At 35.7% G+C, this 13,649-nt stretch carries 17 protein-coding genes and 1 pseudogene; 6 read left to right on the forward strand and 12 right to left on the reverse strand.

The features are described 5' to 3' along the window. Positions 1-166: 166 nt before the first annotated feature. The 3 genes from CY0110_RS05335 to psbM all read left to right on the forward strand — a co-directional run bounded on the left by CY0110_RS05335 (position 167) and on the right by psbM (position 2,466). Positions 167-1,843: a TolC family protein gene (locus CY0110_RS05335; protein WP_008274297.1), complete on the forward strand. Its 1,677-nt coding sequence runs from the start codon at positions 167-169 to the stop codon at positions 1,841-1,843. Between the two features lie 131 nt (positions 1,844-1,974). Then, on the forward strand, positions 1,975-2,271 hold the full coding sequence (locus tag CY0110_RS05340) for a 2Fe-2S iron-sulfur cluster-binding protein (protein WP_035798607.1): 297 nt from the start codon (positions 1,975-1,977) through the stop codon (positions 2,269-2,271). An 87-nt stretch (positions 2,272-2,358) separates the two neighbouring features. Next, entirely contained in the window at positions 2,359-2,466 is a 108-nt protein-coding gene (psbM, locus tag CY0110_RS28380) for a photosystem II reaction center protein PsbM (RefSeq protein ID WP_071943770.1), read from the forward strand. Between the two features lie 68 nt (positions 2,467-2,534). Here the strand turns inward: psbM and CY0110_RS05345 are convergent, their stop codons facing one another. The 9 genes and pseudogenes from CY0110_RS05345 to CY0110_RS05375 form a co-directional block, all read right to left on the reverse strand. Further along, a complete protein-coding gene (locus CY0110_RS05345; protein WP_008274299.1) occupies positions 2,535-3,305 on the reverse strand; it encodes a YebC/PmpR family DNA-binding transcriptional regulator in 771 nt (256 codons plus the stop codon). Positions 3,306-3,347: 42 nt separating this feature from the next. Continuing rightward, positions 3,348-4,817: a DNA phosphorothioation system restriction enzyme gene (locus tag CY0110_RS05350; protein ID WP_008274300.1), complete on the reverse strand. Its 1,470-nt coding sequence runs from the start codon at positions 4,815-4,817 to the stop codon at positions 3,348-3,350. Positions 4,818-4,896: 79 nt separating this feature from the next. Further along, positions 4,897-5,235, reverse strand: a complete 339-nt coding sequence (locus tag CY0110_RS05355) for a phage holin family protein (RefSeq protein ID WP_008274301.1) — start codon at positions 5,233-5,235, stop codon at positions 4,897-4,899. 67 nt (positions 5,236-5,302) lie between these two features. Continuing rightward, positions 5,303-6,607, reverse strand: a complete 1,305-nt coding sequence (gene proA, locus CY0110_RS05360; protein WP_008274302.1) for a glutamate-5-semialdehyde dehydrogenase — start codon at positions 6,605-6,607, stop codon at positions 5,303-5,305. A gap of 29 nt (positions 6,608-6,636) precedes the next feature. Continuing rightward, entirely contained in the window at positions 6,637-6,831 is a 195-nt protein-coding gene (locus CY0110_RS05365; RefSeq protein ID WP_008274303.1) for a DUF6887 family protein, read from the reverse strand. Continuing rightward, positions 6,818-7,012 (reverse strand): annotated as a pseudogene (locus CY0110_RS31615) (DUF6888 family protein). The gene CY0110_RS05365 and the pseudogene CY0110_RS31615 overlap by 14 nt, the downstream one beginning before the upstream one ends. 131 nt (positions 7,013-7,143) lie before the next feature. Continuing rightward, complete coding sequence (locus CY0110_RS05370; RefSeq protein ID WP_008274304.1) at positions 7,144-7,407, reverse strand: tetratricopeptide repeat protein; 264 nt, start codon at positions 7,405-7,407, stop codon at positions 7,144-7,146. Further along, positions 7,365-7,508, reverse strand: coding sequence for a hypothetical protein (locus CY0110_RS29840; protein ID WP_008274305.1), 144 nt, complete (start codon positions 7,506-7,508; stop codon positions 7,365-7,367). The genes CY0110_RS05370 and CY0110_RS29840 overlap by 43 nt, the downstream gene beginning before the upstream one ends. Before the next feature lie 43 nt (positions 7,509-7,551). Continuing rightward, on the reverse strand, positions 7,552-8,085 hold the full coding sequence (locus tag CY0110_RS05375; protein ID WP_008274306.1) for a helix-turn-helix transcriptional regulator: 534 nt from the start codon (positions 8,083-8,085) through the stop codon (positions 7,552-7,554). Between the two features lie 76 nt (positions 8,086-8,161). Here CY0110_RS05375 and CY0110_RS05380 point away from each other — a divergent pair, with 76 nt between their 5' ends. After that, positions 8,162-8,338 carry a type II toxin-antitoxin system HicB family antitoxin gene (locus CY0110_RS05380; RefSeq protein ID WP_071943775.1) on the forward strand — a complete coding sequence of 59 codons (177 nt, stop codon included), beginning with the start codon at positions 8,162-8,164 and terminating at the stop codon, positions 8,336-8,338. Positions 8,339-8,880: 542 nt separating this feature from the next. Here the strand turns inward: CY0110_RS05380 and CY0110_RS05385 are convergent. Together CY0110_RS05385 and carA are read right to left on the reverse strand one after the other, a co-directional pair. Then, positions 8,881-9,264, reverse strand: coding sequence for a DUF1622 domain-containing protein (locus CY0110_RS05385; RefSeq protein ID WP_008274309.1), 384 nt, complete (start codon positions 9,262-9,264; stop codon positions 8,881-8,883). A gap of 79 nt (positions 9,265-9,343) precedes the next feature. Next, positions 9,344-10,489 carry a glutamine-hydrolyzing carbamoyl-phosphate synthase small subunit gene (gene carA, locus CY0110_RS05390; protein WP_008274310.1) on the reverse strand — a complete coding sequence of 382 codons (1,146 nt, stop codon included), beginning with the start codon at positions 10,487-10,489 and terminating at the stop codon, positions 9,344-9,346. A gap of 197 nt (positions 10,490-10,686) precedes the next feature. On the opposite strand from carA, the gene CY0110_RS05395 reads away from it, so the two are divergent. Together CY0110_RS05395 and CY0110_RS05400 are read left to right on the forward strand one after the other, a co-directional pair. Further along, complete coding sequence (locus CY0110_RS05395; RefSeq protein WP_008274311.1) at positions 10,687-11,592, forward strand: helix-turn-helix domain-containing protein; 906 nt, start codon at positions 10,687-10,689, stop codon at positions 11,590-11,592. Between the two features lie 371 nt (positions 11,593-11,963). Further along, positions 11,964-12,851: a pentapeptide repeat-containing protein gene (locus tag CY0110_RS05400; RefSeq protein WP_035798544.1), complete on the forward strand. Its 888-nt coding sequence runs from the start codon at positions 11,964-11,966 to the stop codon at positions 12,849-12,851. A gap of 84 nt (positions 12,852-12,935) precedes the next feature. On the opposite strand, the gene CY0110_RS05405 is transcribed toward CY0110_RS05400, so the two are convergent. After that, positions 12,936-13,478 carry a hypothetical protein gene (locus CY0110_RS05405; RefSeq protein WP_008274313.1) on the reverse strand — a complete coding sequence of 181 codons (543 nt, stop codon included), beginning with the start codon at positions 13,476-13,478 and terminating at the stop codon, positions 12,936-12,938. Between the last annotated feature and the right edge of the window lie 171 nt (positions 13,479-13,649).

A 13,649-nucleotide genomic window follows, 5' to 3' on the forward strand; every position in this document is an offset into this window, starting at 1 on the left:
AGCTAATATCATGCCAAATGCTAATATAAATTGAGTTGAGATTGAGTCTAGTCTGTAGCTGACCTTAGTTTATCATTGGCTTATTTTTTAACTTGTCCTCAATCAACTATCAATTTTTCATTTCTATTATCATTTAATTGTTTAACTAGAATTTTTGATAAACATTATGTTTGTTCTACGTTATTGTGTGTGTGTGAGTGTTGGTTTGTTGTCCGCATTATCCTGGAATACAGAGTTAATAGCACAAACCGTATCTTCTAAGGAAAAAGAATCTGAGGCTGCTAAATTACTCTTACAACCTGAGAATTCCTTGAAATCCCAACCCCGTGTTAGTGACATCAAACAGATGAAAGAGTCCTCTGTTTCGTCTCAAACAAAGAAAAAAAGGGCAACTGTTGTAAGAGAAAGCCAAAAAACTGATCCAACCATGCTGTCCCAGTCCACAACGCCTCCCAGTCTCGAAGCATCTGAGGAATATTCAGAAACAGTTCTCGAACAATTACCCCCAAATAACCTTAATCCTAGTGGTAATCCTTTATTATTCCCGACTAAACCAGAGAATGTAGAAACAACTATCAATCGGCCTTTAACCTTAGAAGAAGTCATTGCTTTTGCTCTACAAAATAATCGGGAGTTACAAGAAGCCCGTATTTCAGTCGAAGAATCCAAAGCCCTTTTAGAAGAAGAAAGAGCAGCCTTATATCCGACTATTGATGTGGATTCGAGAGTGAATCGTGAATTTATTGAACGACAGGTTGGGGACTTTAATGAGGGTTTCGAGAGGGATTCTGTGGCTGAATCACGAGAAACCACAGGTATTTTCAATGTCACCCTTGACTATGATATATATAGCGGTGGGGAACGAGATGGCCTTATTACTAGAGCCAGTCGAGAAATTCGTTCTCGCCAATTAGAGTTAGAACGTATTTCTGAACAGGTGCGCTTTGAAGCGACAGATAACTATTACCTCTTACAAAATGCCGATGCCCAAGTAGCGATCGCTCAAGCAGACGTAGAAAATGCCTCCCAAACCTTACGAGATGCCCAACTCTTAGAACAAGCAGGGTTAGGGACTCGATTTGATGTGCTACGGGCTGAAGGAGATTTGGCTGCAGCCAACGAAGAATTAACGAGGGCGATCGCTCAACAACGAATCGCCAGACGCAGATTAGCAGAAACCCTTAGTGTGGGCCAGCACGTTCAATTAGTGGCTGCTGATGAAATTACAGAATCAGGCAACTGGAACCTCTCCCTCGAAGAAACCATCGTTCAAGCTTACAAACATCGTGCGGAGTTAGAACAACAGTTAGTGCAGCGAGAAATTGCTCAACAGGATCGTCGCATTGCTATTGCTGGAATTATTCCACGTTTAGATTTTCTCGCGAATTATGGATTTGACGATGACTTTGATGATTCTTTGGGTGCATTAGTTAACTATCGTTTTGAAACCCGTTTAACTTGGCGATTATTCGATGGGGGACGAGCTTTTGCTGGTGCTAGGGCTGCTGAACGTCGTATGGATCAAGCTAATATTCAATTTGCTGATCTCCGTAATCAAATTCGTTTTGAGGTTGAAGATGCTTACTATCAACTGATTGCTAACAAGGAAAATATTAGCAGTACCCGACAAAATGTGGTGACTCGTGAAGAAGCCCTCAGACTGGCAAGATTACGCTTCCAAGCAGGGGTTGGTACTCAAACGGATGTCATTAATGCTCAACGAGACTTGTCCCAAGCACGGGGTAATTTTTTACAAGCTATCATTGAATATAATCAGTCCCTTAATGCCCTGCAACGGGCGGTGAGTAACTACCCCGATGGTCGTCTTTTTGAGATGAGGTAAATCTACTGTTTAGGATTTTTCTCTCTTCTCGTTAGGCTCAACTATTGAATACGTTGGTTAAATTACTTATAATTTCTTAACATTATAAGTAATGGTTGTTCTATACTATCGGCATAATGCAAGGAGGGCAGATGACTATCAATTTTGTTAAAGAAAATAAAGAGGTTGTGTCAGCGCAAGGAGCGAATCTACGGGAGAAAGCTTTACAAAATAAAGTTGATATTTATACCTTTAAAGGTAAACTGATGAATTGCGGTGGTTATGGGCAGTGTGGAACCTGCATTGTCGAAATTGCTGAAGGGATGGAAAATCTCTCTCCCCGTACTGATTTTGAAAAACGAGTGCTTAAGAAAAAGCCTGATAACTACCGTCTCGCTTGTCAAACCATTGTTAATGGACCTATCAAGGTAGTTACCAAGCCGAAATAATAAACAGGACGAATTGCAGTCATTGACCGTTGTAATGATATTCTAAGAGTTGTTGTTTTCATTTGATAACATAGAGGCTTATTACTCATGGAAGTTAACGATCTTGGCTTTATTGCAACTATTCTTTTTGTTCTCGTTCCTACCGTATTCTTACTTATTTTATACATCCAAACCCGTAAGGAAACGGAATCTTAAGCTATTTTTCATCAATGCTTAATTCAAGAGAGTGGGGAAATTTCAATTATTGAAATTTCCCTCTTTTTTTAACTTTCTATACTTAACAACATTAATTCATCAGCCATTTCAAAGTTAGTCGTCACATTCTGTACATCATCTAAGGATTCTAAGGCTTCAATTAATTTAATAATGGCTTTGGCCTGTTCATCGTCCTCAATGTAAATGAGATTATTAGGAATCCATCTTAATTCAATTTCTGTGACGTTAAAGTTTTTATCGTTAAATGTCTGACTTAATATATCTAAGTTAGTCATCTCTGTAAACACTTCTGCTGCTTGTTCATCTCCTTCTTCGTATAATTCATAACTGTCTGCTTCTCCTTCCATTGAGGCTTCTAATAAGGTGTTTTCATCGATGTTACCTTCTATTCTCACTACTCCTTTTTGTTCAAACATCCAACTGACACATCCTGTTTCTCCTAAGTTACCCCCATTTTTATTAAAAGCAGAACGCAAGTCGGCTGCAGTACGATTTCTATTATCGGTAAAGGCTTCTATCAGAATAGCAACCCCCCCAACGCCATAACCTTCGTAGCGAATTTCTTCATATACAGTGTCGTCATTTTCGTAAGTTCCGGCACCTTTTGCGATCGCCCGTTCAATATTATCATTGGGAATACCGGCTGCTTTGGCTTTTTCGATGGCTGTCCGCAGTTGAAAGTTCCCAGTGGGGTCAGGAATACCGTGTTTAGCTGCAACAATAATTGCACGGGATAACTGAGCAAATGTTTTCCCTTTTTTAGCATCCACTCTTTCTTTTTGGCGTTTAATATTTGCCCATTTACTATGTCCTGCCATAATAATATTTCTGATAACTATCTCTTTTTTATTTTAGCTTAGTTAGAGATTATATTGTTTTTGAATTGATAAGAATTTTTGCTTAACTTCTTCTGCATTATTAGCAATTTTACCAAATTCTATAAATCGCTTTAACTCTTTTCTTAAGAGGTTTCTTTCTACTTCCCATGTTTCTCGGTCTAAATTAGGAGGCATAACTATCATATCATAAATAATTGCTTGTTTTTTATGAGGATAAGGTCTTAATACTCTTCCTCTTCTTTGAATAAATTGGTGAGGGTTTCCACTACTGGCCAAAATCACGGCTTGTTCAATTTCTGGAATATCGATTCCTTCATCTAAACAACGAATGGAAACGACTCCTTGTAATTCTCCTTTTTGTAATTGTTCGCGTATTTTTTTTCGTTCTTCTAGAGTATTTTCAGCAGTATAAGTATTAACTCGATAGCCTAATTCTCTACCCAAAATACGAGTGACAGCCGAGATTTGTTTTTGATAATTTTTTGGTTCATTTTCTAAATAGCCATCCCCACAGTAAAAAAGTGTATATTTCGTTTCTAAACGAGTTTTCATTAATTCTCTTAGGGCATTTAGTTTATTTTCTGCGGTTCCAATTAAACGAGATCGCTGAATTAATAATGATGTCAAGTTATCATTGTTTTTAATATTATCATTTTTTCCTAATGCCCAACCAATACGCTGAGTTAATTTAGCATAGGTAAAGGCTTCTGATTCTGTTAAGTTAACAAAGAGCGGATAGTATAAATAAGGCACTAATGCCTGTTTTTTGATAGCATCAGCTAAGGTGAATTCTGGTTTTATTATGTCTCCAAAATAGATTAGTAAAGCCTCGGTTCCTTCTTCATCAAAATATCGTTCTGGGGTGGCTGATAAAGCTAGTCTTAAGCCAATATTTCGGGGTAAACAACTCTCTAAACGAGGGGAACCTAAATGATGCGCCTCATCACCGATAATTAAAGTTTTCTCAGGAAAAAATTTAACTTGTGATTGAAATCCTTGATTAATTAAAGTAGAGTTAGTTGTAATAATGGTTAAAAAAGGTTTTTGTTGACATTGTATATTATACAGTTCTGTTGATAGTTGACTTTGCCAATTATCAACCCTTTCAAACGCTAAAATAGGATTAAGATTAAACTTTTTACATTCTCTTTCCCATTGAATAACTAAATGACGATAGGGACAAACCACTAATAAAACTTGTAGTTTAATCTTTTCATATAATTCTGTAGCAATGGCTAAAGCAGTAATTGTTTTACCGCTTCCTGTGGCCATTTTCAAGGTTCCTCTTCCCTTATTTTTAAACCAGTTAATAACCGCTTCTTGTTGATAGTCTCGTAATTTTATAGATTCTGGAATTTGAGGAGTTCCTTGAGGAAATAATTGATAACTTTTTTTCTTTTCTGCAACTCTATAATTAGAATATTTTTTTTTATAATCTATTATTATTTTATTCCAATCAATCGTTAAATTAATTTTATTATAGTCATCCATTAGCTTTTAATTATTCATTTTTTTATATTTATAAAGACGCTATTAATAGCGTCTTTTACTCAACATTTTTTGAAAAGTCTTATCCTACAAAATTAGATAAAACACCATTAATAAAACTTAAACAGATTGATCCAAAAAGCGCACTCCAAAAACCATATCGCAAACGGAAACCGCTAACTAAAGCAGCAGCTAAACCGAATACGATAGCATTAACAACTAACAAAAATAAGCCTAATGTTAATATGGTTAAAGGAATACTGAGAAAAACCAGGATGGGTTTAACTAAAGCATTGAGAATACCAAAAACAATGGCAGCGACTAAAGCTTTCCAAAAATTATCCACTTCTACTCCTATCGGTAGTTGTGCAATAATCAATAAACTGATAGCGGTGATTAGCAAAGAAATTAATATTTCCATAATCTTATTTTTTTCAATTTATTAGCATTTTCTCCTATATTATAAGACAAACAATTAAAGAACAAAGTTATATTTCTTTATGAGTAAATGCTTTTGCATTTTCACCTGAATAGGTAGCTGCAATGTGACCCTTTCCTGTTACTTGATATTTATAGGTAACTAACCCTTCTAACCCTACAGGGCCTCTAGGTGGTATTTTTTGGGTACTAATGCCAACTTCTGCCCCAAACCCATAGCGAAACCCGTCTGCAAAGCGTGTTGAACAGTTATGATACACTCCGGCTGCATCTACTTGATTCATGAATATTTCTGCGCTATTTTTATCTTCTGTAACAATAGCATCGGTATGTTTTGAACCATAGGTATTAATATGATTAATTGCTGCTTCTAAAGAGTCTACAACCTTAATTGATAAAATCAAATCGCTATATTCTGTTTTCCAATCTTCTTCTATTACTGCTTCAATATTGAGATAATTTCGAGTTAATTTATCCCCTTTTAATTTAACTTGATTTGAGGTCAAAGCATCAGCTATTTTCGGTAAAAACTCAGCAGCAACAGCTTGATGAATTAATAAAGTTTCGATAGCATTACAAGCAGCAGGGTATTGAGTTTTTGAATCAACTGTTATAGAAATTGCTGTTTCTAAATCAGCTTTTTTGTCAATATATAAGTGACAAATTCCATCCGCATGACCTAAGACTGGAATATTCGTATTTTGTTGAATAAATCTCACAAATTCATTGGAACCTCTAGGAATAATTAAGTCAATATATTCATCTAAATCTAAGAGATTTCTAGTTTCTTCACGAGTGGTTAATAACTGTACTGTATCAGAATTGACTTTAGTGTTTTTTAAAGCTTCTCTAATAATTTTAACCAAGGTTTGACAAGAGTTTAAGGCTTCTTTTCCTCCTTTTAAAATGACTCCATTTCCTGATTTTATCGCTAAACTGGTAATTTGAATTAAAGCTTCTGGACGGGCTTCAAAAATGATTCCTAACACCCCTAACGGACAACTTACCCTTTTTAAGATTAACCCTTCATCTAACTCTCTGTGAATAGAAATATGTCCTATAGGATCAGATAAATTAATGACATTTCTGACGCCTTTTATAGTTGCATCAAGTTTTGTTTTTCCTAGTTTCAAACGGTTATATAAAGGCTTAGAAATACCTTCTTTTTCTGCTAGTTCACAATCCAGTTCATTGGCTTTTATAATCTCTGCTGAAGCCGTTTCTAAAGCTTGGGCGATCGCTTCTATGGCTTGGTTGCGATCGCTGGTTGAAAGTCCCCCTAATTTTCTCGCTGCTTGAGAGGTTTTTTCAGCAATTTCTTTTAATAATAATGATTGAGAAGAATTAACTATCATTGCTAATAATAATTTTGATTTTATAAAGGCTAATTTTGAGGTTTAGAACGAAAGATATTATCTAATTCTTCTTTGCTCATACTATGAGGATAGGGATATTTTTTAGCATTAGGACTACGACGATTAACAAATAGTTCTCTAATTGCTCCATCATCAGTAGGGTTTTGTCGGATATAAGTTTTCAATTCTTTACGAGTCATTTGTGTAAAATTAGGTTTCGTCATCTTCGTAAAATTCCCAGTTTCCTTGTTCAAAAATTATAATTTCTATTCCTTCGTTATTGCCAGCCAAAATATAGATGTGTTTTTAAAATGGATCATATCTAAATAAATGGATGGGTTGCAACATATCTGATAAAGATTGAGAAACACAAACTGAGGCAATAGCTTGTTCATGAGTAGGCATTTAAGAGCAGGTTCTCACTTAAATCTTGTTTGTTCATCACCATATCTTTAAATTATTATACTCTAAAATTCTGTCAACTTTTGGGTTTGTTGGCTTTTTTACTGGTTTCGTCCAAATAATCTTTTAAAAAATCATTTGTTTTCTAACTTTTTCACTTGCTCAACCGCATCTAAATATTTATCCATCTTATTCTGTTGTGAGTAAAGTTGTGCTGCTTGATTATAGTCAAAAATAGCCCCTTGTTTGTCTCCGAAGCTTTTCTTGGCAATACCGCGATTGTTGTAAGCAGCAGCATAGTCAGGGTTGAGTTTAATGGCTTGATTATAGTCAGCGATCGCTCCTTGGTTGTCTCCTAAGCTTTTATTGGCATTACCGCCTCCACATATAACGCCCAAGCAGCCCTACGTTGGGTAGAATCAACTTCCCATTCAGCCCCACCAATACCAAACGGAAGATTGATAGAGACTTTTCGTAATATTGGGCGATCAGCTTTCATCAGTTTAGAGAAAAATTCTACAGTTAAATTATAGTAACTTTTTTTATTGATAACCCACCAAAGTTTTGAATTGTTCTTCCCAGTTGGGAGAAAGTTTATTAATTTGTTTCGCTAGATTCAAATGTCTAGTTGTTTGAGCTATTTCTATCAACGATTCTTCAATTTGATAATCTTTATTTTCAACTAACCATGTCAAAATATCTGCTAAATGCCAAATAGATTGGGACCCCCGATAAACCGCATGAGGACATTTTGCATTGTCTTTTGGGATTAACTTTTGGATATTCTGTCGGGTGCATCCTAAAAGTTTCGCTATATCTGTTATTCCCACAAAGTCTGGTGCAACTTCAAGAATATTGGCTTGTGGAATTACTTTTAAAACATCTTCCATTGCACTTGATACTACTAAGTAAGCTGTCTCTGATTCTCTTATAAAATCCAAAGCAATATATCCCTTTTTTCCAATCCCAATTAAGGCATCGTCACACCCTGGCTCATACAATTGATCAATGTAAATCTCAGGATCTATATTTTGGTCTGGAAGCTCAAATTTTAAGGTAAATTCATATTCTCCCATTAATCGCTTCTCCTATAACCTAGTTATTTGTTTCTTTGGATATAATGGCGAAAGATAATATTCAATGTTACAAGATATGCGCTACAAAGTGAGGTTACAAGAAAGCGAAGAAGGATATGCCATATGGTGTCCGAGTCTCCCAGGATGTTGGTCTCAAGGTGAAACAAAGGAAGAAGCAATTAACAATATCAAAGATGCAATTAAACTTTATTTAGAGACAATCGAGGAATTAAATCAGGATTGGGATAATTAAAGAAAAGTCAACGTCGTCTATAAGTTTTGAATTTTTGACTAATCCCAATTAGATTGTTGCAATTTATACGAAACCATAATAATAGTAGTATCTTTTTATACAAATACCATGTATGATTAAATTAATGGATGTTAAAATCTCTCTTTATTTCCCTAATTTTCTACTTTATTAACACAATTTTCTACTCATTAATTCACAAAATTCTCTTTTTTCTGGGACTGAAGTATTATTATTAACCCGATAAACTAAGATTGAAGGCAAAACGCAGTCACAAACAAACATCAACCTACTGCCTTTGTCCAACATCTATAATCTGTTTTTTGCAAAGCGTTTTAAACAGATGACTAGGTGTGAGGGGTCATTGTTTTGAGGGAGGAGTTGGCGTTGGTGATAGCAATATCACTTCTCCTCTTTTTCTTCTCAGACATTCGTTAATTATTGACCCAAAGTGAAGTAAAACAATGAAAAAATTACCAGGACTTTGTATTGCCCGTTCGATTACTTTTTATGAAGTTGCTGCATCTTTAATCTTGGTAGCTTTTTTATGAGTTGTTGTTATTATTCGAGAGTGAAAGGGATTCTTTTTGATCAGAAGAAGCGATCGTTTGTGTGAGGAGATAATTAAGAATTGTTCGTACGGCAATAATAAGAATTAATCTGGCCAGATCATCCCATCGACTAGAAATCATTGTCTTTAAAATACTTGCCCCCACCAAAAAGCTTAAACCCAAAGAAAACGAATAACCCATTGCCAAACGACTGCGTTGAAACGCTTCTGTTGTTTGGGGTTTAAACAATAAATCTTTGAGGAAAATAATCAACGCCCTCATAATGCCAACAAAAATGACAAAGAGGGCTAATAATTGACATAAGCTGGTTAACAGTTCATTACACATACGAACTGTTAAGGCAAGGGTTTCACTCATTCTTAAAGGGAATAGGGAACAAAGAATAGGGAACAGAGCAACTTAATTACTATTCCCTTATTGAATATATCTAACTTGATCATTTCCCTTTATTTTCTTTCATCATCTTGACAAACTTCTCAAATAAATAGTCTGCATCATGAGGGCCTGGACTGGCTTCAGGATGGTATTGTACGGAGAAGAACGGTAAACTTTTATGAGACAATCCAGCAACGGTGCGATCGTTTAAATTCAGATGGGTAATTTCTACCTCTGCATCTAAGGACTTTTCCGTTACCGCAAAACCATGATTTTGACTGGTAATTTCTACCTTTTGTTGCAGTCCACAAGGTTGATTTAAACCCCGATGACCAAACTTCAACTTAAAGGTTTCGGCCCCTAAAGATAACCCTAAAATTTGATGTCCCATACAAATGCCAAATGTGGGTTTTCCTTGTTCAATTAAGGCTTTAACCGTCGTCACGCCCTCTGTAACTGCCGAAGGATCACCCGGTCCATTGGATAAGAAAATACCATCAGGATTGTATTTTAAAATGTCTTCTGGTGGGGTGTCAGCAGGAACCACAATGATTTTGCAACCATAACTAGCTAAACGTCGTAAAATATTCCGTTTTACCCCAAAATCAATGGCTACCACAGTAAAAACATCTGGAGAACCATCACCATTTCTAGCTTTAAATTCCCAATGTCCATCTGTTGGAGTTGACCACTCATAAATCTCTTTGGTAGTGACTTCTTTAACTAAATTTAATCCTGCCATCGAAGGGGCTGATTGAACTTGGCGCAATAATTCGCTTTTATCCAAGACTTCTGTAGAAATAATCCCATTTATCGCCCCTACAGAGCGAATTTTACGGGTTAAAGCCCTGGTGTCAATGCCATAAATACCGACAATCTTATGACGAATCAAATAATCAGGTAAAGACTCCGTTGATCGCCAATTACTAGGGCGATAAGTTATGTTACGAGCAATCACCCCTTTTACTTGGGGTTTTTCTGATTCCTCATCATCCGGATTGACCCCTGTATTTCCCAATTCTGGATAGGTAAACGTCACAATCTGACCACAATAACTCGGATCGGTCAAAACTTCTTGATATCCTGTCATTCCCGTATTAAATACTACCTCTCCCACAGTGGTTCCTTTCGCCCCGAAAGATAACCCTTCAAAAGTTGTTCCGTCAGCTAATACTAATAAAGCGGGTTTCCCCTTTGCCATTGCCATAATCGTTAAGTTTTTGATACTAAGAAGGGATGAAACCTAGCGGTTAACGATACACTAGATCAGGCAATCCATTAAATCCTGATATCCTAGTTACCTGTTGAGAATTAGTTTACCCCTAGGTTACTGGGGATAATTCTAGCAGATGCTTCTGAGGTGTTAAGGTAGAGTCGAACTGCCAAAAAGGTAGGTATAATCCCATGAGTCCCAAGAAACTAACTGACGACGACAAACAAGAAATTCTTAATCTTTATCGTCAAACTCCAGAAACTACATCTACCTTAGCTGACCGTTACGGGGTCAGTAGTTCTACTATTAGTCGTTTTTTGAAAAATACTCTATCGGATCTTGAGTATGAAGATTTAATTCAACAAAAACGCTTAGCCAGAACCAATAAAGCTCAAGCTATTGCCGAAGAAGACTCTACCTCTAAGCAAGCAAAACCGATTCTTAAAGTTAATGAAGAAGTTCCCTCACCAGAACTTCCTTCAGTCCCAGAAGCGACTACTGATCAAACAATAGAGTCGTCTGAGTCTATTCCTGAAACTCCATCCCCAGAACCTTCCTCAAAACCTAAGCCAGTGGTCAAAAAAGAAGCCCCTGTCTTAGTTTCTCAAGAGGAAGACCAAGACACAGAAGACTTAGAAGAAGTTAATGTGGTTGCTGTTGGAGAAATGCTAGGGGAAGAGTTAGAAGATAGTGACGACGACTGGGATGATGAAGACGATGAGGATGAGGGAGAGGAAGAAGAGGAGTATAAGGAGTCTTTATCGACAAATGAAGATATTAAAGTTCTTCCCTTATCTGCTGCTACTTTTCCTAAAACTTGTTATCTGGTCATTGATCGCTCTGCTGAATTAATCGCAAAACCTTTGAAAGAATTTGCCCATCTCGGTCAAATTCCTGTGGATGAGGTACAACAAAAAACGTTACCAATTTTTGATAATCATCGGGTTGCTCGTCGTTTCTCTAATCGTTCTCAACGAGTAATTAAAATTCCTGATGGTCGTCTTCTTTACAAAACTTGTGACTATTTACAAGCCAAAGGAATTACTCGTATTCTCATGGATGGTCAAATTTATTCCCTAGTGACTAATTCAGACTAAATTATTTTGAAGGAAGATTATGATTGAATTATGATGTCGAAAACCTCAGTAATATTTCAGTAAAAAAATAGACATTATTTAAAAATGCGAGGTCAATAGGGGGCATAAGATATAATACTTTACAAAATAACATGAGTAAAATTAAATAACAAATAAGTTTTTTAACAAATTAGAATTGATAGCGTCAATCATATTTTCTTCAGAGTAAAATAAAATATACGAACACTTTTATTCTGTTACACCAGGATAATTAATAGCAGTAGATTAGTTAATCTCTTAATTGAGACAGTATCTAGTTTACATGAACTAGAAGATAATTGAATTTACTGCAATTTATTTAGCTACCATCTTTGAGTGTGTCTAATCCTACTATGAATATTAGTCACCTACTGCGACAATATGAACAAGGCAATCGTACCTTCCCAGAACTTGATCTTAGGGGAGTTGATTTATCAAGAGTCATGTTAATCTCTGTGGATTTAACCCGATCAAATTTAATGGGAATTAACCTCAGTCGCGGATTTTTAACCAAATCAAATTTAAGTCAAGCTAGTTTAAATTGGGCAGATTTGTCCTATGCTAAAATGAGTGAGTCTCAATTGATTGAAGCGGATTTAACTAAAGCCAATTTGACTGGGGCTTTCATGGTTAAATCCATTTTAGTCAAAGCTAAGTTGAGTGGGGCAAATTTAGCCCATACTAATTTACGAGCTGCTAATTTAGCCTATGCTAATTGCTGTGGGGCCAATCTTCAGAAAATTAACCTCAGAGAAACTAATTTGATGGGAGTCAATTTCAATTGGGCTAATCTTTCACAAGCCCGTTTAACTTGTTGTAATTTACAAGAAGCATCTTTTTTTGGAGCGAATTTAAGTCATACATTCATCAAAGATGTTGATTTAAGTTACACTGATTTAGAAGGAATCAATTTTGAAAAATGCCGACTCACATATAGTAATCTTCAAGGGGCTAAATTACAAGGGTCTAATTTTGAAGGAGCGAAATTAGATCATACTAATTTACGAGGAGCTAATCTTCGAGGGGCTAATCTTCGAGGGGCAGATTTAGAAGGAACTGATTTAACTAATGCTATCATTGAAGATGCTGATTTTACTAACGCTAAATTTAATGAAACTAAGATAGTGGGAACTCATTTAAAATCCCAGACTATTAAACCGACTTCACTACAATTACAACTTAAAGAAACCTCTAACTATATGGGTTCCTTTAAACCGTTACAGACAGGTTTTGCTGTTTAAAATCTTGATAATCATAAAGTAAATTTAGTTATCAATGAATAGTAACCATTGGTCACTGCTCATCGATAACTATTTACTGTATTTTTATTTACTTTTTTGTGGATTTTTTGCCTGTTCCATGGCTATTTCTTTCATCGCTTCAAAAGAATTTCGATTAGAGGTTCCTTCAATGGCTTTAACCGCTAAATCTTGAACCTGTTTGAGAGACGCTTCTAACTGGTGAGACAGTTTTTGGTGACGAATGTCTTGATTGCTTATCGTTTCTTCTAAAGCAGCAATTCTGAGTTCATAATTATGTTTTTCTCCTTCTATTTCTTTACTACGTAAGTCGGATTTAATTTTAGCTTGATAAGTTCCAATTCCTTTTCCTTCTTCTTTAGCCTGTTTAATCTTCTGTTCTAATTCCTGTTCTAATTGTTCCAGTTTTGCTTTCGTTTCTTCTTGTTCTTTTTCCTGTTTACTAATACTTTCTTCTCTTTCTTGCCATTGTTTTTCTTGAGTTTCTCTTACTTCTTTTAATTCTTGATATAAAGCTTGTTTTTCTGCTTGATATTGTTCCTCATCTAGTTGTCTTTCTAATTCTAAATTATAAACATATTGTTCTTCATCTCGCTTCTTATTCGTCAAATATTCTTGCTCTCTTTCTCGAACTTCTCGATTATGATTTTGTTTTTCTTTATGCCAATTTTTTTGTAATTCTTCTAATTCTTTAGCAAGAGTTTCTTGTTGTTTATTTAGTGCTTCTTCGTTAGTTTTTGCACTGGTTTGATACTCTTCAATCAGTTAGATAAAGTGTCG

This window comes from Crocosphaera chwakensis CCY0110, assembly GCF_000169335.1.
GTDB lineage: Bacteria > Cyanobacteriota > Cyanobacteriia > Cyanobacteriales > Microcystaceae > Crocosphaera > Crocosphaera chwakensis.

Excerpts from the sequence above, each read along its gene's own strand:
- CY0110_RS05335 (WP_008274297.1), top strand. The coding sequence starts at position 167 with ATGTTTGTTCTACGTTATTGTGTGTGTGTGAGTGTTGGTTTGTTGTCC.
- CY0110_RS05340 (WP_035798607.1), top strand. The coding sequence starts at position 1,975 with ATGACTATCAATTTTGTTAAAGAAAATAAAGAGGTTGTGTCAGCGCAA.
- psbM (WP_071943770.1), top strand. The coding sequence starts at position 2,359 with ATGGAAGTTAACGATCTTGGCTTTATTGCAACTATTCTTTTTGTTCTC.
- CY0110_RS05345 (WP_008274299.1), bottom strand. The coding sequence starts at position 3,305 with ATGGCAGGACATAGTAAATGGGCAAATATTAAACGCCAAAAAGAAAGA.
- CY0110_RS05350 (WP_008274300.1), bottom strand. The coding sequence starts at position 4,817 with ATGGATGACTATAATAAAATTAATTTAACGATTGATTGGAATAAAATA.
- CY0110_RS05355 (WP_008274301.1), bottom strand. The coding sequence starts at position 5,235 with ATGGAAATATTAATTTCTTTGCTAATCACCGCTATCAGTTTATTGATT.
- proA (WP_008274302.1), bottom strand. The coding sequence starts at position 6,607 with ATGATAGTTAATTCTTCTCAATCATTATTATTAAAAGAAATTGCTGAA.
- CY0110_RS05365 (WP_008274303.1), bottom strand. The coding sequence starts at position 6,831 with ATGACGAAACCTAATTTTACACAAATGACTCGTAAAGAATTGAAAACT.
- CY0110_RS29840 (WP_008274305.1), bottom strand. The coding sequence starts at position 7,508 with ATGAAAGCTGATCGCCCAATATTACGAAAAGTCTCTATCAATCTTCCG.
- CY0110_RS05375 (WP_008274306.1), bottom strand. The coding sequence starts at position 8,085 with ATGGGAGAATATGAATTTACCTTAAAATTTGAGCTTCCAGACCAAAAT.
- CY0110_RS05380 (WP_071943775.1), top strand. The coding sequence starts at position 8,162 with ATGCGCTACAAAGTGAGGTTACAAGAAAGCGAAGAAGGATATGCCATA.
- CY0110_RS05385 (WP_008274309.1), bottom strand. The coding sequence starts at position 9,264 with ATGAGTGAAACCCTTGCCTTAACAGTTCGTATGTGTAATGAACTGTTA.
- carA (WP_008274310.1), bottom strand. The coding sequence starts at position 10,489 with ATGGCAATGGCAAAGGGGAAACCCGCTTTATTAGTATTAGCTGACGGA.
- CY0110_RS05395 (WP_008274311.1), top strand. The coding sequence starts at position 10,687 with ATGAGTCCCAAGAAACTAACTGACGACGACAAACAAGAAATTCTTAAT.
- CY0110_RS05400 (WP_035798544.1), top strand. The coding sequence starts at position 11,964 with ATGAATATTAGTCACCTACTGCGACAATATGAACAAGGCAATCGTACC.